The sequence below is a fragment of the Gammaproteobacteria bacterium genome, from assembly GCA_033720895.1.
GTDB lineage: Bacteria > Pseudomonadota > Gammaproteobacteria > Natronospirales > JAJUFS01 > JAWWBS01.
Genome location: JAWWBS010000030.1, coordinates 1 through 22,967 on the forward strand (window position 1 = coordinate 1; position 22,967 = coordinate 22,967).

Here is a 22,967-nt window from a genome sequence, read left to right on the forward strand (position 1 = left end):
GGCATCATTCGCTGATGCCGAGCGGGAGTCGAGCATGACCCGCATCGGCCTGGTTGCCGGCGAAGCCTCAGGTGACATTCTCGCAGCCGACCTGATGGCCGGTTTGCGGACCATCGAGCCGGGCTTCGTGGCGGAAGGCATAGCCGGACCGCGCATGCAGGCGGCCGGTTGCGAGGCGCTGTTCGATTCCGAAAAGCTGTCCGTCATGGGCCTCGCCGAAGTCCTGAAGCACCTCCCCGAGCTGCTTGCCATCCGCCGTGAGATCAGTGCGCACTTCCTGGCCCAGCGTCCCGATGTGTTCGTTGGCATCGATGCGCCCGACTTCAACCTTGGCCTGGAAAAGTCCCTCAAAGCCGCGGGCATTCCCACCGTGCATTACGTCAGTCCCTCGGTCTGGGCGTGGCGGGCCTCGCGCGCCGAGCGCATCGGCCAGTCGGCGGATCGGGTCCTCACATTGTTTCCCTTCGAGCCGGAAATCTACGCGCGCTATGACGTCGATGCCGTGTTCGTTGGCCACCCGCTGGCCGATGCCATCCCACTGGAAATCGACCAGGATGCGTATCGCCGGACATTGGGCCTCGCAACGGACAGGCTCGTGCTGGCCATCCTGCCGGGCAGCCGCATGAGCGAGGTGTCGCGGCTGCTGCCGGAGTTCCTGGCCACGGCGCGCTGGCTGGGAGCACGTTTCAAGGGCCTCAAGGTGATCATGCCGATGGCAACGCCGCGCATTCACGAGCATGTGCGCGAGGTGCTGGCACGGGAGCGCGCCCGGGGTATCGACCTGCCGGACGTCGAACTTTTCGAGGGCCAGTCCCGCGAAGTCATGGGTGCGTCGGATGCGGTGCTGCTGGCTTCCGGTACGGCGGCATTGGAGGCGATGCTGTTGAAGCGACCTATGGTGGTTTCCTACCGTCTTGCCTGGCTGACCCATGCCATTGTCCGCCTGTTCGGCCTGTTGAAAGTGGAGCAGGTCTCGCTGCCGAACGTGCTGGCAGGCCAGGTCCTGGTTCCCGAGCTGATGCAGGACCGTTGCCAGTCGGAGCTGCTGGGCCAGGCCTTGTTGCCCTTGCTGGAGGACAGTCCCGAGCGACGGCGGCAGGTCGAACCCTTTCATGACCTTCACCTGGCCCTGCGGCAGGACGCGGCCGCGCGTTCGGCCGAGGCTGTCATGGACATGGTCAGAAAGTAAGCAGCTTCGCGAAGCCGCCATCGCTGCGGCTTCCCGCGGCAGTAGCCCGCGGGAGTCCAAGCCCCTACAATCCACCCATACGCGCACTTCGAACCTGGTCGTTCGCCCGAACGGACGGGACGCTGTATTACGGGGATCCAGATTGAGCCAGCAGGTGGACATCGCATTTTTCGACACGGCACGACGGATTGCCGGGGTCGACGAGGTGGGTCGGGGGCCTCTGGCCGGGCCGGTTGTTGCGGCCGCGGTCATTCTTGATCCCTGCCATTGCATCGAGGGCCTGCGCGATTCCAAGGATCTCTCCGAGAAACGCCGCAATGAACTGAATGCCGAAATTCGCGAGCATGCGCAAGCCTGGGCCATTGCGCGTTGCTCGCCGGCAGAGATTGACGAGCTCAACATCCTGCAGGCTTCCATGCTGGCCATGCGCCGGGCGGTCGAGTCGCTGGGCAGCACGCCGGATCATGTGCAGGTCGACGGCAACCGCTGTCCCGAGCTGCTTGTATCGGTGGAGGCGATTGTCGGTGGGGACGCAACTGTGCCGGCGATCAGCGCGGCGTCTATTCTCGCCAAGGTGGACCGCGATGCCGAAATGTTGCGCTGGCACGAACAGCATCCCGAGTACGGTTTCGATCGCCACAAGGGCTACCCGACGCGCCAGCATCTCGATGCCCTGGATACGCATGGCGTGCTCGACATCCACCGTCGCAGCTTTGCTCCCGTCAGGAAGGTTCTCGAGCGGGCAGGGGTGAGTGCATGAGCCTGCCCTTCGTTCACCTGCGAGTGCATACCGAGTTCTCGCTGTCCGACAGCGTCGTCCGTGTCAAGGAACTGATGTCCGAGGTTGCCACAGCCGAGATGCCGGCCGTTGCCTTGACCGACCAGGGCAACCTGTTTGCCATGGTCAAGTTCTACCGGGCCGCCCTGGCAGCCGGCGTGCAGCCCCTGCTTGGCGCCGACCTGCGCATTTCAGCCCTGGATGACGCCGAGCCGGCAACCGGGCTCACGCTGATCTGCCAGGATCGCCAGGGTTACCTGAACCTGTCGGAACTCATCACGCGCAGTTTCCGCGAGGGCCAGGAACGCGGTGTACCCATCGTGCAGCGCGACTGGCTGCACGGCCATACCGACGGACTGATCGCCATCAGTCATTGTCGCGACGGCGAAATCGCGAGGCTCGCACTCGGCAATCGCGTGGACGAGGCAGAGGTGCAGCTCGGGCAATGGCTGCACTGGTTCGGTGACCGCTTCTATTTCGAATTGCAGCGCACCGGGCGAGACGGCGAAGCCGAGTCCAACGAGGCATGCATCCAGCTGGCCGCAAAACGGGGCGTGCCGGTGGTGGCCACGAATGACGTGCGCTTCCTGCGCAAGGAAGAATTCGAGGCGCACGAAACGCGAGTGTCCATCCATGATGGCAGGGTGCTTGCTGATCCGCGGCGTCCCAAGCGCTACAGCGAAGAGCAATATCTCAAGACCGATGAGGAGATGCGCGAGCTCTTTGCCGACCTGCCGGAAGCCATCGACAACAGTGCCAGGATTGCTCGCCGCTGCGGCTTCGGCCTGCACCTGGGCGAATACTTCCTGCCGGAGTTTCCGATTCCCGAGGGATTCGACACCAACAGCTGGTTGCGAAAGGTTTCCGAGGAAGGCCTCGAAAAGCGACTGGCCAGCCTCTTCGACACGTCGGCAGCGGAGTTTTCCGAACAGCGACGGCCATACGACGAGCGCCTGAACCTTGAGCTGGATGTCATCATCCAGATGGGCTTCCCGGGGTACTTTCTCATCGTTGCCGACTTCATCGAGTGGGCACGCAACAATGACGTGCCGGTCGGGCCGGGCCGCGGCTCGGGCGCCGGCTCGCTGGTCGCCTATTCGCTGGGCATCACCGATCTGGATCCGCTGGAATACGACCTGCTGTTCGAGCGCTTCCTGAATCCGGAACGCGTCTCCATGCCCGACTTCGATGTCGACTTCTGCATGGAAGGTCGCGACCGGGTCATCGACTACGTCGCGCAGAAGTACGGTCGCGACCAGGTTTCCCAGATCATCACCTACGGCACCATGGCGGCACGTGCGGTGGTGCGCGATGTGGGCCGCGTGCTCGGGCATCCCTATGGCTTTACCGATCGTGTTGCCAAGCTGATTCCCTTCGAAGTCGGGATGACGCTGGAGAAGGCGCTGGAAGACGAAAACGGCGAACTGGTCGAGGTCTATCGCAACGAGGAAGAGGTCAGGGAACTGATCGACCGCGCGCGTGAACTGGAAGGGCTGTCACGCAACGCCGGCAAGCACGCCGGTGGCGTTGTGATTGCGCCGACCGCGCTGACCGATTTCACGCCGCTGTATTGCGAGCAGGGATCCGAGAGCACGGTGACCCAGCTCGACAAGGATGATGTCGAGTCCGTGGGCCTGGTCAAGTTCGACTTCCTTGGCCTGCGCACGCTGACCATCATCGACTGGGCACTCGACAACATCAATGAATTGCGCCGCGCCGCCGGCGAACCGCCGCTCGACATCGGCACCATCCCGATGGATGACCAGAAGGCCTTTGCCTTGCTCAAGCGCTACGAGACGACGGCTGTGTTCCAGCTGGAGTCGCGTGGCATGAAAGACCTGATCCGGCGCCTGTTGCCGGACAGCTTCGAGGACATCATCGCACTGGTTGCGCTGTTCCGGCCGGGTCCGTTGCAGTCCGGCATGGTGGATGACTTCATCAACCGCAAGCACGGCCGTCAGCGCGTCGAGTATCCGCATCCGGCGTTGGAGCCCATCCTCAAACCTACCTATGGCGTGATCCTGTACCAGGAGCAGGTCATGCAGATCGCGCAGGAGCTGGCAGGCTATTCGCTCGGCGCGGCCGACCTGTTGCGTCGTGCCATGGGCAAGAAGAAGCCCGAGGAGATGGCCAAGCAGCGCGAGATCTTCATGAAAGGTGCGGGCGAGAAGGGCGTCGAGGAAGAAACCGCCACGTACATCTTCGACCTGATGGAGAAGTTCGCCGGTTACGGCTTCAACAAGTCGCACTCGGCGGCCTATGCCTTGCTGTCCTACCAGACGGCCTGGCTGAAAGCACATTACCCGGCTGCGTTCATGGCGGCCGTACTGTCTTCCGACATGGATCACACCGACAAGGTGGTGGGTTTCATCGACGAATGCGAGAACATCGAGGTGGAAATACTGCCGCCCGATGTGAACGAATCCCATTACGCCTTTACCGTGCACGACGAGAATTCGATCCGCTACGGTCTCGGTGCCATCAAGGGTGTTGGTCGCGGTGTGATCGAAACCATTGTTGCCGAGCGTGAAGCCAGCGGTCCGTTCGACGACCTGGATGATTTCTGCCGCCGTGTCGACTTGCAGAAAATCAATCGCCGCACCATGGAGGCATTGATCCGCGCCGGTGCCACCGACGCGCTGGGGCCCAATCGCGCCAGCCTGATGGCGCACCTTCCGACTGCCTTGCAGAGTGCCGACCAGCGAGCCAAGGCCGAGCAGGCAGGGCAGGACGACATGTTCGGTCTTGCGCCGGCAGTCGACGACGCAGCGGGCCATGCACCGATGGCCGAGATGGAGGAGTGGAGCGAAGAGGAGCTGCTGGCTGGCGAGCGCGAAACCCTCGGCCTGTTCCTGTCAGGGCATCCGATCGATCGCTACGAAGAAGATCTCAAGCATCTCGTATCCTCACGCATCGGTGAACTGGTGGACCAGGATCCGCCCGCCAGCGACGGCGATCGGCCACGCTACGGACGTGCCAAGCCCGTGAAGGTGGCTGGCCTGGTCATAGAAATCCGCAAACGTGGTGGCCGTGTATCACTGACACTGGATGACCGCAGCGGGCGCATCGAGGCGACCCTGTTCGAGGATGCCTGGAACCGTTTCCGGCACTTCGTCACTCGGGATGCCGTGGTGATTCTCGAGGGCAAGCTGCAATTCGACGATTTCATCAATGCCTGGCGCATCACGGCAAAGGAAATGCGGCCGATCGAGGAGGCCAGGCAGGCCTCGGTCAGCCGTATCGATATCCGCTGGACCTCGAGTGAAGAGGATATCGAGCGGATCGCACGACTGCGGGAGATACTCGAACCCCATCGCGGCGGTCCCTGCCGGGTCAGCGTCGCCTTCAGCAATGCCTCGGCCAGAGGCAGGTTGTTGTTTGCCGAGGACTGGCAAGTCGAGCCGGATGATGGCATGGTTCGCGCGCTGGAAGCGCTGTTCGGACGGGAGCATGTCCGCCTGGTACACGGCCGGGAGCGCCAGCAGGTGCTGGCAGGGGAACGGGCCGCCGGAGTGGCCTGAAGCCGCCCACGCCGGGCCTTGGGCTTGTTTCCAGCCTTAACTATCAGTAACTTATAACGGTTTCCACCGAATGGACTTCAGATGAACCTGAATTTTCTTGAATTCGAGCAGCCGATTGCCGAGCTGGAGGCAAAAATCGAAGAGCTGCGTTTTGTCGGCGACGACTCGGCGGTCAATATCACCGAGGAAATCGCACGCCTGAAAGCCAAGAGCCGCAGCCTGACGGAAAGCATCTTTTCCGACTTGAGCGCCTGGCAGGTTGCGCAACTGGCGCGCCATCCGCAGCGCCCGTATTCCCTGGACTACTTCGGTCGCCTGTTCACGAATTTCGAAGAACTGCACGGCGATCGCGCCTTTGCCGATGATCCCGCGATTGTCGGTGGCTTTGCCCGGCTGGACGGCCGCCCCGTAATGGTGATCGGTCACCAGAAGGGTCGTGACACCAAGGAGAAGCTGAAGCGCAACTTTGGCATGCCGCGGCCCGAGGGTTACCGCAAGGCCCTGCGCCTGATGAAGATGGCCGAGCGCTTCCGCATTCCGATTCTTACCTTTATCGACACGCCTGGCGCCTACCCGGGTGTCGGTGCCGAGGAGCGTGGCCAGTCCGAGGCGATTGCCCGCAACCTGTTCGAAATGGCCAAGCTGCGCGTACCGGTGATCTGCACGGTCATCGGCGAAGGCGGTTCAGGTGGTGCGCTGGCAATCGGTGTCGGTGACCAGGTGAACATGCTCCAGTACGGCATCTATTCCGTGATCTCGCCGGAAGGCTGTGCGTCGATTCTCTGGAAGAGTGCCGAGAAGGCGTCCGAGGCGGCCGAGGCGATGGGGATCACTTCGGACAAGCTGAAGGAGCTGGGCCTGATCGACGAGGTGCTGAAGGAGCCGCTGGGTGGCGCGCACCGCGATCCGGATGAAATGGCCCGCACCTTGAAATCGTCCCTGTCGGACATGCTGGTGCAGCTGGACAAGTACTCGTCGGACGAGCTGATCGAGCGTCGATACAAGCGCCTGATGGCCAACGGCCGCTTCAAGTCCTGACAGCGGCGCGGTGAACTACACCCCTGAGGCATTGAAGTCCCGGCTGGTCCTGCCAGCCGGGACTTTGCGTTTGGTAATTGCCTATTCCGGTGGACTTGATTCCACGACATTGCTGGCCAGCCTGGCAGGCCTGGCTGGCCGGGATCCGCTGCCCGAGCTGCTGGCCGTGCATGTCGATCATGGCCTGCATCCTGACAGCGCCAGCTGGGCTGCACAGTGCGCCCGCCAGGCGGGGGACCTTGGCGTCGACATCGATACCTACACGGTCAGCGTCGAACAGCATGCCGGGCTGTCGCGGGAGGCGGCTGCCAGGGAGGCACGCTACGAGCTGTTTCATGAAGTCATCGGACCAGGGGATGTGCTGCTGACGGCACATCACCTGGATGACCAGGCGGAGACCTTCCTGCTGATGGCCTTGCGCGGTTCCGGCCCGGCCGGTCTTGCCGCCATGCCAGCGAGGGCCGGTTTCGGCCAGGGGCATCTCTGCCGGCCGCTGCTGGACTTCGACCGTGCAGCCCTCGAAGCATGGGCGCGGGAGCAGGGCCTGGAGTGGCTTGAGGATCCCAGCAATGCCGACCAGAGCCTGGATCGGAATTTCCTGCGTCACCGGGTGTTGCCACTGCTTGCCGAGCAGTGGCCGCAGGCCGCGCGCACGCTGGCTCGTGCGGCGCGTCACAGCGGGGCGGCTGCCGAACTGCTGCACGAGGCGGCGGCCCACGATCTCGAGCGCAATCCCTTGCACGGCGAGTGCCTGCCGGCGGAGCTATTGCTTCCGCTGGGCCCGGAACGGCAGCGAAACCTTGTTCGAGAGTGGTTGCGAGTGAACGGCCTGCGGATGCCGTCGAGCGAACAGCTGGAACGCATTTTCAGGGAGATTGTGCTGGCGGCACCCGACGCCAGGCCCAGGCTGGCACTGGATGGCCGCGAGCTGCGCCGCTTTCGCGGCGTGCTGTACCTTGTCGATGAACTGCCGGTGCCCGAGCCTGTTTGCTGGCAGCAGGACACCCTCGTGCCAGCGCCGGGGCTCGGGCGGCTGCGACGGCTTGATTCGGACCGGGGCCTGCCGCCGGGTCCGGTCGAGGTTCGGTACCGGCAGGGCGGGGAACGCCTCACGCCGGAGGGCCGCAGTGGCCACCATGAACTGAAAAAGCTGCTGCAGGAGGCCGGCGTGCTGCCCTGGTGGCGAGACCGCATTCCCTTGCTTTACCGCGACGACGAGCTGCTGGCAGTTGGCGATATCTGGCTTTCCGAGGAGCATCTCGAGGCGGGAGGCTGGCGGCCCGCCTGGGACGAACGGCCAAGGCTGCTGGCCGACGAATACCGGCTGTAGAGCCTGCCTTTTGGCAGGCCTGCCTGTTTTCGGGCATTCCTGCCGTAATTGCTGCCGTTTGATGTCCATTTACGGGCAGATAGCCCGGCTTTTGCATTGAGGCGGCAGGGGCTTTGCCGTAAAATTTCATTCCGGTTCGCAGCCAGTCCCTGGCCGCGTCGCACGAATCGGATTTCCGCATGACTAAGTTCATATTCGTTACCGGTGGTGTTGTTTCTTCTCTCGGGAAGGGCATCACGGCCGCCTCGCTGGGTGCCATTCTTGAATCGCGCGGGCTGACCGTCGCGATGGTCAAGCTGGACCCCTACATCAACGTGGACCCGGGCACCATGAGCCCGTTCCAGCATGGCGAGGTGTTCGTCACCCATGACGGTGCGGAAACCGACCTGGACCTTGGTCATTACGAACGTTTCGTCAGCACCCTGACGGGACGCAGCAACAACTTCACCACGGGCCGCATCTACTCGAACGTCATCCAGAAGGAGCGTCGCGGCGACTACCTGGGTGCGACCGTGCAGGTCATTCCGCACATCACCGACGAGATCAAGCAGCGCACCCGTGAAGCAGCCGGTGATGCGGATGTGTGCATTGTCGAAGTCGGCGGCACGGTGGGCGATATCGAGTCCTTGCCGTTCCTGGAAGCCATTCGCCAGCTGTCCGTCGAACTGAAGCGCGACGCGATTTTCATGCACCTGACGCTGGTGCCTTTCATTCCGACCTCCGGCGAGACCAAGACCAAGCCGACGCAGCACTCGGTCAAGGAACTGCGCTCCATCGGCATCCAGCCGGACGTGCTGGTCTGCCGTTCCAGCGAAATGCTGCCGGAAGATGCGCGCCGCAAGATCGCCTTGTTCACCAACGTCGAGGAAGAAGCGGTGATCTCGGCGTATGACGCCGATGACATATACAAGATTCCGATGATGCTGCACCAGCAGGACCTGGACGGCATTGTCATCGAGAAGCTCGGCCTGGAAACCAGGGACGCCGACCTGTCCGAATGGGAGGCTGTCGTGCAGGCCAAGGCCAATCCGGAAGCCGAAGTGCATGTGGCGTTTGTCGGCAAGTATGTCGACCTGGCTGATGCCTACATGTCGATCAACGAAGCACTGATTCACGCCGGCATTCATACCCGCACCAAGGTGAACATCCATTACGTCGACTCCGAAGCCCTGGCTGACGGTGACCTGGGTTCGCTCGCAGGCATGGATGCGATCCTGGTGGGCCCGGGCTTCGGCGAGCGTGGCATCGAGGGCAAGATCGCGGCCGCTGGCTACGCACGCGAGAACAGGATTCCTTACCTGGGCATCTGCCTGGGCATGCAGGTGGCAGTCATCGACTTTGCGCGCAACGTGGTTGGCTTGAAGTCGGCGCACAGTACCGAGTTTGCTCCGCACGTGGACGATCCTGTCATCGGCCTGATTACCGAATGGCGCGATCGCAGCGGCAAGGTCGAAGTGCGCGGCGAGGATTCCGACAAGGGCGGCACCATGCGACTGGGTGCGCAGGAATGTTTCCTGGAGAAGGGCACGAGGGCGCATGATCTTTATGGCAAGGACGTGATCGTCGAGCGTCATCGCCATCGCTACGAGTTCAACAACAACTACCTCGAACAATTGCAGGAAAACGGCATGCGCTTTTCCGGCAAGTCCGAGGATGGCCTGATGGAAATGATCGAGCTGCCGGACCATCCGTGGTTCGTGGCCAGCCAGTTCCATCCGGAGTTCACCTCCACGCCGCGTCGTGGTCACCCCTTGTTCTCGGGTTTCATTAAAGCTGCCCGTGAACATGCAGCCACCGGTGCCAAGGAGGCGCAACGCGCATGAAACTCTGTCATTTCGAAGCGGGGCTGGAGCACCCGCTGTTCGTGATTGCCGGGCCCGACACCCTGGAATCCGAGCAGCTGGCGATGGACGTATCCGGTCATCTCAAGGAAGTCACCGATCGCCTCGGCATTCCCTACATCTTCAAGGGATCCTTCGACAAGGCAAACCGCACCTCGGGCAAGAGCTACCGTGGTCCGGGCATGGAAGAAGGCCTGCGCATCCTGCAGAAGGTAAAGGACGATATCGGCGTGCCGGTGACGACGGATGTGCACGAGTACACGCCGATCGCCGAAGTGGCAGCCGTGGTCGACCTGATCCAGACGCCGGCTTTCCTTTGCCGCCAGACCGATTTCATTCACGAGGCCGCAAAGCATGGCGTGCCGGTGAACATCAAGAAGGGCCAGTTCCTGTCGCCGCAGGAAATGAGCAAGGTCGTCGAGAAGGCCCGCGAGACTGGCAACGAGCAGATCATGGTTTGCGAGCGCGGTTTCTCCTTCGGCTACAACAACCTCGTGTCCGACATGCGCGGGCTGGCCATCATGCGCCAGACGGGATGCCCGGTCGTGTTCGATGCCACGCACTCGGTGCAGATGCCGGGCGGGCAGGGTTCTTCCTCCGGCGGTGCGCGCGAGCACATTCCGGTTCTCGCCCGTGCAGCGGTCGCTGCCGGTGTGGCGGGCGTGTTCATGGAGACGCACCCGGATCCGGACAATGCACTGTGCGACGGACCCAATTCCTGGCCGCTTGACCTGGCCGAGGAACTGCTGGCGAGCCTCAAGGCCATCGACGAGGTGGTAAAGGCGCGCGGCTTCGTCGAAGACAAGGTCAAGTAAGTCGTTTTGATTTCCAGGCACATCCGGTTCTGCCGGACGTGCCTTGTTCATTTTCCAGGAGCAGCAAGCAATGACCAAGATTGTCGATATCCACGCGCGTGAAATCATCGATTCGCGCGGCAACCCCACGATCGAAGCCGACGTTACCCTCGAGGGCGGCATCATGGGCCGCGCCGCCGTACCGTCCGGTGCGTCGACCGGTTCGCGCGAAGCCGTCGAGCTGCGCGATGGCGACAAGAATCGTTACCTCGGCAAGGGCGTCGAGAAGGCCGTGGAAAACGTCAATACCGAAATTCGCGATGCCTTGCTGGGCATGGACGCAACCGCGCAAGTGAAAATCGACGACAAGATGATTGAACTCGACGGCACCGACAACAAGGGACGCCTGGGCGCCAACGCCTTGCTGGCCGTTTCCCTGGCGGTGGCCAAGGCCGCAGCACTTGCCAAGGGCAAGGAGCTGTACGAGTACCTGGGTGACATGACCGGGAATGCCGCCACGGACATGCCGGTACCGATGATGAACATCATCAATGGCGGCGAGCATGCGGATAATTCCGTCGACCTGCAGGAATTCATGATCCTGCCGGTGGGTGCGCCGTCGCTGAAGGAAGCCCTGCGCCAGGGTGCGGAAATCTTCCATGCCCTGAAAAAGGTCCTTAACTCGCGTGGCATGAACACCGCTGTGGGTGACGAGGGCGGTTTCGCGCCGGACCTGCCGTCCAACGAGGCCGCGCTGGAAGTGATCCTGGAAGCGATCGACAAGGCGGGTTACAAGGCCGGTGAAGACATCCTGCTGGGGCTGGACGTCGCTTCCTCGGAGTTCTACGAGGATGGTGTCTACCACCTCGAATCTGAAGGCAAGAAGTTCAGCTCCGCCGAGTTTGCCGATTACCTCGCCGACCTGGTCGAGCGTTACCCGATCGTCACCATCGAAGATGGCATGGACGAATCGGACTGGGATGGCTGGAAGCTGCTGACCGAAAAGATCGGCGACAAGGTGCAGCTGGTCGGCGACGACCTGTTTGTCACCAATCCGAAGATCCTGCAGGAAGGCATCGACAGGAAGATTGCCAACTCCATCCTGATCAAGGTCAACCAGATCGGCACGCTCACCGAAACGCTCGAGGCCATCAAGCTCGCAACCGACAACGGTTACACTGCCGTTGCCTCGCACCGCTCGGGCGAAACCGAAGATGCCACCATTGCCGACATCGCCGTGGCAACCACCGCCACGCAGATCAAGACCGGCTCCATGTCGCGTTCGGACCGGATCGCCAAGTACAACCAGTTGCTGCGTATCGAAGAGCGACTTGGCAGCAAGGCGACCTACCCGGGGCGCGGTGCGTTTCCGGCCGGCGTCGGCCGCTGAGGTAGCTGCCATCGATATCGGCAGTCACTGACATGCGTGCCCTGGCCATACTTCTCGGCTTGATCTTCCTGATCCTGCAGGGGCAGTTGTGGCTGGGGCAGGGCAGCCTGCCTGACCTGTGGAAATTGCAGCAGCGTGTCGCCGAGCAGCAGCAGCGCAACCAGCAGTTGCGCGAACGCAATGCGGCGCTGGCGGCGGAAGTGGAAGACCTGAAGACTGCCTTGCAGGCCGTCGAGGAGCGGGCGCGTTCCGAGATCGGCATGATTCGCGAGGGCGAGACCTTCTACCAGGTGGCGGATCCGGCGCTGCAGGAAAGCGAAGAAGATACCGATGAGTGACAAGGGCAGCGCCGACCTGGTGGTCGATTTCTCGAGTTACCCCCATGCATTTGGAGTGCCTGCCGCCAGCGGCGTCATTCGACATCGTGCGGAAGACTTCCGGGTTGATGAAATCCTCGGATTCGAACCGGATGGCGACGGCGACCACTGGCTGCTCTGTATCGAAAAGAAGGACTCCAATTCCGACTGGGTTGCCAAGCAGCTCGCCAACCATGCTGGCGTGCGATTTCGCGATGTCGGTTTCAATGGCATGAAGGATCGCCATGCCGTCACGACGCAGTGGTACAGCTTGCCGGCCGGCCAGCAGGAAACCGACTGGTCGTCCTTCAGCAATCCCGAGTTCCGAATCACCGCCGTGCACAGGCACCGACGCAAGTTGCGTCGCGGCAGCCATGTCGCGAACCGGTTTGCCCTTGTCATTCGTGATGTTACTGATGTGGACAGCGTGCTGGCACGCGTGGACGCGTTGCGTGAACAGGGCGTGCCGGATTATTTCGGGCCCCAGCGATTCGGTCGGGGTGGTCACAACGTGGTGCGAGCCCTGGACGGAGCGAAAGGGGGCATCTACCTGTCCGCCGTGCGCAGCTACCTGTTCAATGCGGTACTGGCTGTCCGCGTCGAGGCGGGAACATGGCAATCCATCCTGCCCGGCGAGATCGTACAGCTGGCTGGTTCACGCAGCGTCTTCTCTGCCGATGGCGAGGCGGGGCTCGATGCGCGACTGGCCAGTGGCGACATCAACCCGACCGGTCCCTTGTGGGGGCGCGGTGAACTGATGAGCCAGGGCGAATGCGCTGCGCTGGAGATGGCTGTTGCCGGGCGCTACCCGGAGCTTGTGGGCTTCCTGGAAAAGGAGAAGCTCAAGCAGGAACGGCGCAGCTTGCGGCAGTTCCCGCAAGACCTTACCGTCGAGGCAGTCGACGCTGACGTGCTGCGTTGTGACTTCAGCTTGCCAGCAGGAAGTTTCGCGACCAGCGTGTTGCGCGAACTGCTGCACTTTTCCGAGGCGCCACTCGATCCGGGCCAGGCAAAATAAATACCAGGGAGTACTTCATGCTGACACATATCCAACACGACGATGGCGCGATTCTCGAATTGAACATGGCGCGGCCGCCGGTGAATGCGTTGAACCCCGAGCTGGTGAAAACCCTGCTTGAGGCGATCGAGGCGGCACCGGGGCAGGGTGCGAAAGCCATTGTCCTGTCGGGCCAGCCAGGCATGTTCTCGGCGGGCCTCGATGTACCGGCACTGCTGCCCCTGGACAAGGACCAGATGCTGGCATTCTGGAAGGATTTCTCGGGACTGATGGGCGCCATTGCACGTTCACCCATTCCGGTGGCCAGTGCCCTGACAGGCCACAGCCCCGCAGGCGGTGCCGTGCTGGCGCTGTTCGGTGACGTGCGCATCATGGCCGAGGGTGATTTCAAGATCGGCCTGAACGAAGTGCGTGTCGGCCTGACCCTGCCGCCGGTAATCCTGAAAGCGTTCCAGCGACAGCTGGGTAACCGTGTCGCCGAGCAATACGCCGTTGCGGGTTTCATGGCTTCGCCGGACCAGGCGCTGGAGGCAGGCCTGGTGGATCAGCTGGTGCCAGCCGACAAGGTGGTCGAGACGGCCATCACCTGGTGCCGCGAGCGACTCGCCCTGCCACCGCAGGCGATGGCCGCGACGCGCGCCTTTGCGCGCCGCGACCTGGTTCAGCTGTTTGACGAGCTCGACGACGCGGCCGACCAGGCCTTCCTGGACGTCTGGTTCAGTGACGAGACCCGAGGCACCATGCAGGCGCTGGTCGAGTCACTGAAAAACAAGAAGAAGTGAGTCAGTAGCCGAGCAGGCCGAGCACGCCGATCACGATGAGATAGACGGCGACGATGTAGCTCAGCAGCTTGGGGCGGATGAAAATGAGAATGCCCGCGACCAGCGCGACCAGGGCCGAAAGTTCAAGATGCAAGGTCATGTGTGTTCTCCCCGTTGGATGTGCCGACAACCCTAACGCGCCAGCGGGGCGGGCGAAAAGGACGGCGTCACAGTCTGGATCCCGAGTCGGTCGGGTTCAGCGGTTTCGCAGCAACACGAACACCGCGCCACTGCCGCCATCCTGGGCCCGAGCGGCCGTACCGAAGGCCAGTACCTCGTCCATCTTGCGCAACACGCTGGCGGTCTTCTCTTTCAGCACCGGACCACGATGACCGGATCGCTTGCCCTTGCCATGGATGATGCGCACGCAGCGCGCACCCTCCGCGCGGGCCTCGCGAATGAAACTGCGGATCTCGCCGCCGGCTGCCTTGGCGGTCAGGCCGTGCAGGTCGAGCTCGGCAGCCACTGACAGCTGGCCACGCCGGAGCTTGCGCAGCACCGAGTGCTGGATGCCGGGTCGCATGTAAGCCAGTTCCTCGCCGGTTTCGAGGTCCAGCATGTCCTGCTCGGGATTGGCCTTGCGCGAGGCTTCCAGCGCAGCCAGCTCGTCGGCGTCGGCAAAACGCGCCCTGGGCGTGATTTTCGCTGCTGGTCGCTCGACGCGGGCCGGGGCGTCCAGGGGTTTGACGTCGGCCATGGCCCGTCGAAAGGAATCCAGGTCGTCGTCGGCAGGGTCGTCTGGCGGCGGATTGCTCATGGTTGCGGGTGATTCCATTGCGTCAAGGGTGTGCCATGCGGACACTGAGAATGTGACCGGATTCCAGTATATTACCGGTCAGGCATTGAATTGAAACGGCAGCTCCGCTGCCAGCTAGGGGAGAAAGTCGTTTGCACGTGCTGGTCAGCAATGACGATGGCTTCCGGGCCGAGGGCATCCAGGCGCTGGCCGCAGAGCTGCGCGAGGGCGGTGTGGGCGACTCCCTGCGGGTCAGTGTCGTCGCGCCGGATCGAAACCGCAGTGGTGCCAGCAACTCCCTGACCCTCGAGTATCCCTTGCATGTCCGGGAAGAAGGCGAGGGTGTCTACAGCGTCGACGGCACGCCGACCGATTGCGTCCACCTGGCCGTGACCGGTTTCCTGGCAGACGAACCCGACATGGTCGTCTCCGGCGTCAATCATGGCGCCAATCTTGGTGATGACGTGCTGTACTCCGGCACGGTGGCAGCCGCGATGGAAGGGCGTTTTCTCGGCTTGCCTGCAGTGGCCGTGTCGCTGGTCTCGGATCGCCCGACTCACTTCGATACTGCAGCCCGTGTGGCGCGTGAAATCCTGCAGCACCTGTTGCGCGATCCGCTGCCTCCCGACACCATCCTGAATGTGAATGTTCCTGACATGCCCTGGGAAGCCCTGCGGGGCTTCAAGTCGACACGCCTTGGTCATCGCCACAAGGCGGAGCCGGTCGTGCCCAGCGAGGATCCCAAGGGGCGGCGACTCTACTGGATCGGGCCGCCCGGGCCGGAACAGGATGCCGGGCCGGATACCGATTTCCACGCGGTCAGCGAGGGCTATGTATCCGTCACGCCGTTGACCATCGATCTCACCCGTCAGGACGCCCGCGAGCAGGTCACCGGCTGGCTGGAGGGCCTGCCGGCATGAACGCTGACCTGCACCGCAGCGGTATCGGCATGACCTCGGCGCGCACCCGTGACCGCCTGGTGCGACGCTTGCAGGAGCACGGTATCAAGGACCAGCGCGTGCTGGAGCGCATCCGCGAGGCACCGCGGCACCTCTTTGTCGACGAAGCCCTGGCAACCCGGGCCTACGAAGACACGGCCTTGCCGATCGGTCATGGCCAGACCATTTCGCAGCCTTTCGTCGTCGCCAAGATGACCGAGGCCCTGCTGGCTGGAGGCTCCCTCGACAAGGTGCTCGAGGTCGGGACGGGCTGCGGTTACCAGACCACGGTGCTGGCTCCGCTGGTGGGCAAGCTGTTCACGGTAGAGCGCATCGATGCGCTGCTGGTGAAGGCACGCCGCCGCTTCCGAGAACTCGGCCTGCGCAATGTACGGGCGAAGCACACCGACGGTACCTGGGGCTGGCCGGAACACGCGCCGTATGACGGGATACTGGTTGCCGCTGCGCCCGAAACGTTGCCGGAGAGCCTGCTGGAACAGCTGGCCGACGGTGGCCGGCTGGTCATCCCGGTGGGCCCGCCCCGCAAGCAGGATCTGTTGCTGATCGAGCGCCAGGGCCAGGAGTTCATCCAGGAGAATCTCGGCCCCGTGTCGTTTGTCCCGCTGCTCGGCGGGAAAGGCTAGCGGGCCGGGGCTGATGAAGATATTTTCCGCCCTCTATGCACGGGTCATGCGCTGGTCGGCGCACCCGCATGCCCGTTGGTACCTCGGCGGACTGAGTTTTGCCGAATCGTCGTTTTTCCCCATTCCGCCGGACGTGATGCTGGCGCCGATGACCCTGGCCAGGCCACAGTCGGCCTGGGCACTCGCGACCCTGACCACGGTCGCCAGTGTGCTCGGTGGCCTGCTGGGCTACCTGATTGGCTACCTTGCGCTGGAAGCGGTCGAGGGCCTGTTGCACCAGGCGGGTTACTGGCAGGGCTACCTGCGGGCCACCGAGTGGTTCGAAAAGTGGGGCGTGCTCGCCGTGCTGGTCGCCGGTTTTTCGCCGATTCCCTACAAGGTGTTCACCATCAGCGCCGGCGCGCTGGGCATGAACCTGCCACTTTTCCTGCTGGCCTCGGCGCTCGGTCGGGGCGGGCGCTTCTTCCTGGTGGCGGGGCTGATCCGGCTGGGTGGCGAGCGCATGGAAGCTCGCATCCGGGCGCATGTCGATGTCATTGGCTGGGTGGTCGTGCTGCTGATCGCCATCGCCATCGGCTGGTACAGCTGGAGCCGTGGATGAGACGGCTGCTGCTGGTTTCCCTGCTTGTGATGCTGACCGCCTGCGGGTCGAGCCTGTATCGCTGGGAAGAGACCCAGGGGGATGCACGGGCCGACCAGGCCTACGAGGTGCAGAAGGGCGACACCCTCTATTCCATCGCCTTTCGATACGGCCTGGACTTCCGCCAGCTGGCCAAGTGGAATGACATTGGTTCCGATTACACCATCTATCCAGGTCAGCAGTTGAGTCTCCTGCCCGGCGATGGTTCTCTTGCCGCTGCACCGCGCGAGCCGACCCGTCCGGCACAGGCTGCTGCACCGCCGAGTCCTCGAGCGACAACGTCATCGGGCATCACTTGGCAGTGGCCCACCGAGGGCTCGCTACTGGCCACTTTCGGCGCCAACAATGCCACTGGCAAGGGCATCGATATCGGCGGGATTGTTGGCGATGATGTGCGTGCGGCAGCCGCCGGCAAGGTCGTGTACGCCGGTAGTGGACTCATTGGTTACGGTAAGATTATTATCATCAAGCACTCGGAAGAATTCCTGAGCGCCTACGGACACAACAGCGAGCTGTTTGTTTCCGAGGGAGAGCAGGTAGAGCAGGGGGAAAGGATCGCGAAAATGGGGCGTGGTCCGGAAAGCAGGCCACTTTTGCATTTCGAAATCCGCATCAACGGCAAGGCCGTCGATCCGCTGCCATACCTGCCCGCACGTTGAAGGTGTCGACACGACCGGAGTCGTGGTCGACTCGTGTTCAGGAGGGGGCGTGGCCAGAAAACGTCTCACAGAGCAGAAATCAGGCAATTCCCGCACTGGGCGGGAGGCGCAAGCTGCCGCACGTGCCGCTACCGCGGTGCTGGAACGCGAGCAGGACACCGTCGAAGACGAATTCGACATGGATGGGGAGCTCATGGGAGATTCAAGCGACGACACTGATGTCGATCTCGTTGATGACAAGAACGAGGTAGCCGACAAGGAAGAAGAGCAGGTCGACATGAGTGCCGGCAAGGTCACGGCCGAAGCACTGGATGCGACTCGCCTGTACCTTGGCGAAATCGGTTACTCGCCGCTGCTGTCCGCCGAGGAGGAAGTCTATTTCTCCCGCAAGGCGCTGAAGGGCGACGAAGCCTCTCGCAAGCGCATGATCGAATCGAATCTCCGCCTGGTCGTGAAGATCGCCCGCCGTTACATCAATCGTGGCCTGCCACTGCTGGATCTCATCGAGGAAGGCAACCTGGGGCTTATCCACGCGGTCGAGAAATTCGATCCGGAACGCGGCTTCCGCTTCTCGACCTATGCCACCTGGTGGATTCGCCAGACCATCGAGCGGGCCATCATGAACCAGACCCGCACCATCCGCCTGCCGATCCATGTCATCAAGGAAATCAATCTCTACCTGCGCGCTGCCCGCCAGCTTTCCCAGGAACTGGACCGCGAGCCGAGCACCGAGGAGATTGCCCGCAAGCTCGACAAGCCGATTGGTGAAGTCAAACGCATGCTTGGCCTTAACGAGCGCATTGCCTCGGTGGATACGCCCATCGGTCGCGATGGTGACCGCTTGCTGCTGGATGCGATTCCGGACGAAAACGAAACGGACCCGTCGACGCTGCTGCAGAACGAAAACCTGCATGAAGTGATCGGCGTATGGCTGGGCAAGCTGACGGACAAGCAGCGCGAAGTCGTCATCCGCCGGTTTGGCCTGAACGGCCATGACAAGGCGACGCTGGAAGAAGTGGGCAATACCATCGGCGTCACGCGTGAACGCGTGCGCCAGATCCAGATGGACGCGCTGCGTCGCCTGCGGCAGATTCTTGAATCGGAAGGCCTGACCGAAGAAGCCCTTTTCGAATAACTCAGCCTTCCAGGACCAGGCCAGCCACGACCTTGCGGCCTTCGCCCATCAATACATTGAACGTCCGACAGGCGGCTGCCGTGTCCATGACCTCCAGCCCGGAGCCGTTCTCCAGCGCCGCAAGCTGGAACTCCATGCCCAGCATCTGCAGCTTCTCGCCCGTACCCAGCAGGATGATTTCCGGATCCAGTGCCAGCAGGGGCTCCAGTGCAGCCGGCGTCAGTTCGCTGGCACGGGAGACGGGCCAGTCTTCGAGCAGCTGGTCGGGGGCCACGATCAGGCTCCGGCTGTACCGTGTCTCGTTGATCTGCACCTCGCCAGGACCATAGGCGCGGACGACGTAGCGATTGTTTTCCTGCGGGGCTTCACGGCTGATTTTCATGCCCGTACGATACGCAATCACCCGTTTCATCTCCAGCAAGACAGCTGCTGTCGAGGAGTCCGTTCGCAATGAGTGACCGCCAGGTCATATTCAACATTCCCGCCATGCTCGCGGTGCCTCGCCGGTTCCAGCGCGGGGTCGAGCTGCCGGGCCTGCCCGGCCTGGCGCGCCTCCTGGCCCGGTCCAGCCGTTACACCTGTGCACCGGGTCGCCATGGCCTGTACCACGATGCCGCCGAACGGTCGCTTGCTGAGCTGCTGGCCGGCGAGTCGAACCCTGCGCTCTGTTTGGCTGACCCCGTGCTCCTGCAGCCCGGCAGTGATGACCTTGTCGTGCTGGGTCCTGCCATGGTGGCGGCCGACGATGCCGAGCTGGCGTCGATCCGCGAGGCAGTGAATGAGCATTTCGCCCCGGACCTGGCGCTGTCGCTCGTCGATGGCCAGTTGCTGGCACGCAGCGCACTGTTTCGCGACCTTCATTTCACGCCGACCTGGCGAGCCCAGGGGCATGGTGCTCGCGAGGCGCTGCCCTCCGGTGCCCAGGCCGGCAAGGTCCATGCCCTGCTGAATGAAGTGCAGATGCTGCTGCACCAGCATGCGGTGAATCGGCAACGTGAAGCGCGCGGCCAGGCACCAATCAGCAGCCTGTGGTTCTGGAACGAGCAGGCTGCGCGCAACGTCCATCGGGATTTTCCCGGGCCACAGGAACTGCTTGGCGAGTCCGCCTTGCTGGCAGCATTGGCTCGGGAACTCGGCAGCACGCAGGTGCGGAAGCCGGGGAGCTTCGAAGCCGACCTGGTCGACCAGGGCAGCCTGGTCATCGAGCTGGACGCGGCGGTTGTCGCGCTGGACCGGGACGATATCGCTGCCTGGCAGGAGGCGTTGCAGGACATCGATAGCCGCTGGCTGCAGCCCGCGGCCGCTGCGCTCGCGGCAGGCCGGATCGATGCGGTCGACCTCTACGCCGGCGACGGGCAGTACTATCGCGCGCGTCCCTCGGATCGCTGGAAGCTCTGGCGCCGACGCCGGCCGACACTTTTGTTTGGAGAGTGAGAAATGGAAATTCGCCGCCGCCAGGCAGCTGCTGACATAGACACTTCGCAATACGGCGACCTGCCGGACCTGCTGAAACGACTCTATGCGCATCGCGACGTGCGAGACCCGAAGTCGCTGGACTATGGCCTGGCGGCGCTGGAATCGCCAGCCTCGCTTGGCGGTCTTGAAGCGGCCGCCGAGTTGCTGGCGAAGCATTTCGACGGCCGCATCCTGATCGTGGGTGACTTCGATGCCGATGGCGCCACGTCGACAGCACTGGGCCTGCTGGCGCTGCGCAGGATGGGTGCAACGCATGTCGATTTCCTGGTGCCGGATCGTTTCCGTTTCGGTTATGGCCTGACGCCGGAGATCGTCGCGCTGGCGGTCAAGCGCGAGCCCAGCCTGATTGTCACCGTGGACAATGGCATTTCCAGCATCACTGGCGTACAGGCAGCGCGTGAGGCCGGCATCGACGTGCTGGTGACCGATCATCATTTGCCAGGGGCCCGGTTGCCGGCAGCCAATGTCATCGTCAATCCGAATTCGCCAGGCGATGAATTCCCTTCGAAGGCGCTGGCCGGTGTTGGCGTGATGTTCTATGTCTTGCTGGCCCTGAGAAAATGCCTGCGCGAGCAGGGTGAGCCCGGTGGTGACGTCAATCTCGCCGAATGGCTGGACCTGGTGGCACTTGGCACGGTCGCGGATGTCGTGCCACTGGATGCCAACAACCGCCGACTGGTGCACCAGGGGCTGGCGCGCATCCGTGCCGGTGAAGCGCGTCCGGGCATTCTCGCACTGATCGATGTGGCGGGGCGGTCGCGGCAGAACATGACGGCCAGCGATCTCGGCTTTGCACTGGGTCCGCGTCTCAATGCAGCCGGCCGGCTGGATGACATGTCCATCGGCATCAACTGCCTGGTGGCGGATGATCATTCCGCAGCCTTGCAGCTGGCGACCCAGCTGGATGAATTCAACCGGTCGCGACGTGATATCGAGCAGACCATGCAGGATGAGGCGCTGGCGGCGATCGACAAGCTGCACTTGAACGAACAGGGTGACCATGACTTGCCGACGGCCCTGTGCCTGTTCCAGGAAGAGTGGCACCAGGGCGTGGTGGGGCTGGTGGCCTCGCGCATCAAGGAACGCTGGCATCGGCCGGTGATCGCCTTTGCGCCCTCTGATCCGGGTAGTGCCACCCTCAAAGGCTCCGCACGCAGCATCCCCGGTTTCCACATTCGCGATGCGCTGGATACCGTGGCAACAAAGCACCCTGGGTTGATCGACAAGTTCGGCGGCCACGCCATGGCAGCCGGGCTATCGCTGGATCGCGACAAGCTGGATACCTTCGAGGCGGCATTCAATGCCGAGGCCTCTCGGCTGCTGGACAAGGACGACCTCAAGGGCGTGCTGTGGTCGGATGGCGAACTCGCGGCAGCCGAGCTGTCGCTGGAAACGGCTGAATTGCTGCGCAGCGCCGGACCGTGGGGGCAGCACTTCCCGGAACCGCTGTTTGACGGGGAATTCGGAATCGCGGAGCAGCGCATTGTCGGCGAGCGTCATCTCAAGCTGAAGCTCGCCGGCCCCGGTGGACAGCTGCTGGATGCCATTGCCTTCGGGGTAGGCGAGCGACTTGCCAGCGATCGCGTGCGGGCGGCCTTTCGCCTGGATGTGAACGAATGGCGGGGACGGCGCAGTGTGCAGTTGATCGTCGACCACCTAGAACCGCGCTGACACGGACCTCGGCCCTTGAATTTCAACGTCCTGCGGGCTGCGTAGCGCTGGCCCAATGGTGTAACATAGCCGCCTTTTACGGCCAGCCAGAAGAGATACGCAAGTCATGGAAATCAATCCGGTTCGTTCCCGCATCAAGGATCTCCAGGAGCGCTGTTCGGCGCTGAGGGGGTATCTTTGACTTCGAGGAAAAGCAGGACCGCCTCGAAGAAGTAAGCCGCGAACTGGAAGACCCCAAGGTCTGGGACGAGCCCGAGCGCGCCCAGGAGCTTGGCAAGGAGCGTGCCCGCCTGGACGAAATCGTCTCCAGCATCACCAGGCTGAGCACCTCGCTGGAAGATGCCGGCGAGCTGGTCGAGATGATTGCCGAGGAAGAGGATGAAAGTGCCCTCAATGACCTCAACGGCGATCTCGACAGCAACGAAAAGATCATCGAGAAGCTCGAGTTCCGTCGCATGTTCGCTGGCGAGATGGACGAGGCCAATGCCTTCGTCGACATCCAGGCCGGTTCCGGCGGGACGGAAGCGCAGGACTGGGCCAACATGCTGTTGCGCATGTACCTGCGCTGGGGCGAGCAGAATGGTTTCGACACCGAGATCATGGAGCTCTCCGAGGGTGATGTCGCCGGCATCAAGAGCGCGACCGTGCGCTTTGGCGGGGAATACGCGTTCGGCTGGCTGCGCACGGAAACCGGCGTGCATCGCCTGGTGCGCAAGTCACCGTTCGATTCCGGCAACCGTCGTCATACGTCCTTCGCCTCCGTGTTCGTCTCGCCGGAAATCGACGACAGCTTCGAAGTCGAGATCAACCCGGCGGATCTTCGCATCGATACCTATCGTGCATCCGGCGCCGGTGGCCAGCACGTGAACCGAACCGACTCCGCCGTGCGAATCACGCACGAGCCGACCGGCACCGTGGTGGCCTGCCAGAACGACCGTTCCCAGCACAAGAACAAGGCGACGGCGATGAAGCAGCTGAAAGCCAAGCTCTAC

At 62.9% G+C, this 22,967-nt stretch carries 21 protein-coding genes and 1 pseudogene; 19 read left to right on the forward strand and 3 right to left on the reverse strand.

Going from position 1 to position 22,967, the window contains the following annotated elements; genetic code table 11:
* Nucleotides 1-34: 34 nt before the first annotated feature.
* The 11 genes from lpxB to R3217_06025 all read left to right on the forward strand — a co-directional run bounded on the left by lpxB (nucleotide 35) and on the right by R3217_06025 (nucleotide 14,037).
* Nucleotides 35-1,189 (forward strand): lipid-A-disaccharide synthase, encoded by a 1,155-nt coding sequence (lpxB, locus tag R3217_05975; GenBank protein ID MDX1454990.1) that lies wholly within the window; start codon nucleotides 35-37, stop codon nucleotides 1,187-1,189.
* Nucleotides 1,190-1,331: 142 nt separating this feature from the next.
* Complete coding sequence (rnhB, locus tag R3217_05980) at nucleotides 1,332-1,949, forward strand: ribonuclease HII (GenBank protein ID MDX1454991.1); 618 nt, start codon at nucleotides 1,332-1,334, stop codon at nucleotides 1,947-1,949.
* Nucleotides 1,946-5,488: a DNA polymerase III subunit alpha gene (gene dnaE, locus R3217_05985; protein ID MDX1454992.1), complete on the forward strand. Its 3,543-nt coding sequence runs from the start codon at nucleotides 1,946-1,948 to the stop codon at nucleotides 5,486-5,488. Before rnhB ends, dnaE begins: the two co-directional genes overlap by 4 nt.
* Before the next feature lie 81 nt (nucleotides 5,489-5,569).
* Entirely contained in the window at nucleotides 5,570-6,526 is a 957-nt protein-coding gene (accA, locus tag R3217_05990) for an acetyl-CoA carboxylase carboxyl transferase subunit alpha (GenBank protein ID MDX1454993.1), read from the forward strand.
* A gap of 64 nt (nucleotides 6,527-6,590) precedes the next feature.
* On the forward strand, nucleotides 6,591-7,856 hold the full coding sequence (gene tilS, locus R3217_05995; protein ID MDX1454994.1) for a tRNA lysidine(34) synthetase TilS: 1,266 nt from the start codon (nucleotides 6,591-6,593) through the stop codon (nucleotides 7,854-7,856).
* A 179-nt stretch (nucleotides 7,857-8,035) separates the two neighbouring features.
* Nucleotides 8,036-9,679, forward strand: coding sequence for a CTP synthase (locus tag R3217_06000; protein MDX1454995.1), 1,644 nt, complete (start codon nucleotides 8,036-8,038; stop codon nucleotides 9,677-9,679).
* On the forward strand, nucleotides 9,676-10,512 hold the full coding sequence (gene kdsA, locus R3217_06005; GenBank protein ID MDX1454996.1) for a 3-deoxy-8-phosphooctulonate synthase: 837 nt from the start codon (nucleotides 9,676-9,678) through the stop codon (nucleotides 10,510-10,512). Before R3217_06000 ends, kdsA begins: the two co-directional genes overlap by 4 nt.
* 70 nt (nucleotides 10,513-10,582) lie before the next feature.
* The gene (eno, locus tag R3217_06010) at nucleotides 10,583-11,881 is read left to right on the forward strand and encodes a phosphopyruvate hydratase (protein MDX1454997.1); all 1,299 of its coding nucleotides are present in this window, start codon (nucleotides 10,583-10,585) and stop codon (nucleotides 11,879-11,881) included.
* 32 nt (nucleotides 11,882-11,913) lie between these two features.
* The gene (gene ftsB, locus R3217_06015; protein MDX1454998.1) at nucleotides 11,914-12,219 is read left to right on the forward strand and encodes a cell division protein FtsB; all 306 of its coding nucleotides are present in this window, start codon (nucleotides 11,914-11,916) and stop codon (nucleotides 12,217-12,219) included.
* Complete coding sequence (locus R3217_06020) at nucleotides 12,212-13,255, forward strand: tRNA pseudouridine(13) synthase TruD (protein MDX1454999.1); 1,044 nt, start codon at nucleotides 12,212-12,214, stop codon at nucleotides 13,253-13,255. Before ftsB ends, R3217_06020 begins: the two co-directional genes overlap by 8 nt.
* Nucleotides 13,256-13,272: 17 nt before the next feature.
* The gene (locus tag R3217_06025) at nucleotides 13,273-14,037 is read left to right on the forward strand and encodes an enoyl-CoA hydratase/isomerase family protein (protein ID MDX1455000.1); all 765 of its coding nucleotides are present in this window, start codon (nucleotides 13,273-13,275) and stop codon (nucleotides 14,035-14,037) included.
* Nucleotide 14,038: 1 nt separating this feature from the next.
* Here the strand turns inward: R3217_06025 and R3217_06030 are convergent, their stop codons facing one another.
* Nucleotides 14,039-14,176, reverse strand: coding sequence for a DUF3096 domain-containing protein (locus tag R3217_06030; protein ID MDX1455001.1), 138 nt, complete (start codon nucleotides 14,174-14,176; stop codon nucleotides 14,039-14,041).
* A gap of 96 nt (nucleotides 14,177-14,272) precedes the next feature.
* Nucleotides 14,273-14,833, reverse strand: a complete 561-nt coding sequence (locus R3217_06035) for a Smr/MutS family protein (protein ID MDX1455002.1) — start codon at nucleotides 14,831-14,833, stop codon at nucleotides 14,273-14,275.
* A 131-nt stretch (nucleotides 14,834-14,964) separates the two neighbouring features.
* Here R3217_06035 and surE point away from each other — a divergent pair, with 131 nt between their 5' ends.
* Genes surE through rpoS form a run of 5 tightly spaced genes read left to right on the forward strand, consistent with a single transcriptional unit; the run spans nucleotide 14,965 to nucleotide 18,828 of the window.
* Entirely contained in the window at nucleotides 14,965-15,732 is a 768-nt protein-coding gene (surE, locus tag R3217_06040) for a 5'/3'-nucleotidase SurE (GenBank protein ID MDX1455003.1), read from the forward strand.
* Nucleotides 15,729-16,394 (forward strand): protein-L-isoaspartate(D-aspartate) O-methyltransferase, encoded by a 666-nt coding sequence (locus tag R3217_06045; GenBank protein ID MDX1455004.1) that lies wholly within the window; start codon nucleotides 15,729-15,731, stop codon nucleotides 16,392-16,394. Before surE ends, R3217_06045 begins: the two co-directional genes overlap by 4 nt.
* A gap of 13 nt (nucleotides 16,395-16,407) precedes the next feature.
* Entirely contained in the window at nucleotides 16,408-16,995 is a 588-nt protein-coding gene (locus tag R3217_06050; protein MDX1455005.1) for a YqaA family protein, read from the forward strand.
* On the forward strand, nucleotides 16,992-17,693 hold the full coding sequence (locus R3217_06055) for a peptidoglycan DD-metalloendopeptidase family protein (GenBank protein ID MDX1455006.1): 702 nt from the start codon (nucleotides 16,992-16,994) through the stop codon (nucleotides 17,691-17,693). The genes R3217_06050 and R3217_06055 overlap by 4 nt, the downstream gene beginning before the upstream one ends.
* A gap of 49 nt (nucleotides 17,694-17,742) precedes the next feature.
* A complete protein-coding gene (gene rpoS, locus R3217_06060) occupies nucleotides 17,743-18,828 on the forward strand; it encodes an RNA polymerase sigma factor RpoS (GenBank protein ID MDX1455007.1) in 1,086 nt (361 codons plus the stop codon).
* Nucleotide 18,829: 1 nt separating this feature from the next.
* On the opposite strand, the gene R3217_06065 is transcribed toward rpoS, so the two are convergent.
* Complete coding sequence (locus R3217_06065) at nucleotides 18,830-19,231, reverse strand: Mth938-like domain-containing protein (protein ID MDX1455008.1); 402 nt, start codon at nucleotides 19,229-19,231, stop codon at nucleotides 18,830-18,832.
* 47 nt (nucleotides 19,232-19,278) lie between these two features.
* On the opposite strand from R3217_06065, the gene R3217_06070 reads away from it, so the two are divergent.
* The 3 genes and pseudogenes from R3217_06070 (at nucleotide 19,279) to prfB (ending at nucleotide 22,967) form a co-directional block, all read left to right on the forward strand.
* Nucleotides 19,279-20,262, forward strand: a complete 984-nt coding sequence (locus R3217_06070; protein ID MDX1455009.1) for a hypothetical protein — start codon at nucleotides 19,279-19,281, stop codon at nucleotides 20,260-20,262.
* Between the two features lie 3 nt (nucleotides 20,263-20,265).
* Nucleotides 20,266-21,975: a single-stranded-DNA-specific exonuclease RecJ gene (recJ, locus tag R3217_06075; GenBank protein MDX1455010.1), complete on the forward strand. Its 1,710-nt coding sequence runs from the start codon at nucleotides 20,266-20,268 to the stop codon at nucleotides 21,973-21,975.
* 106 nt (nucleotides 21,976-22,081) lie between these two features.
* Nucleotides 22,082-22,967, forward strand: a pseudogene (gene prfB / locus R3217_06080) (peptide chain release factor 2).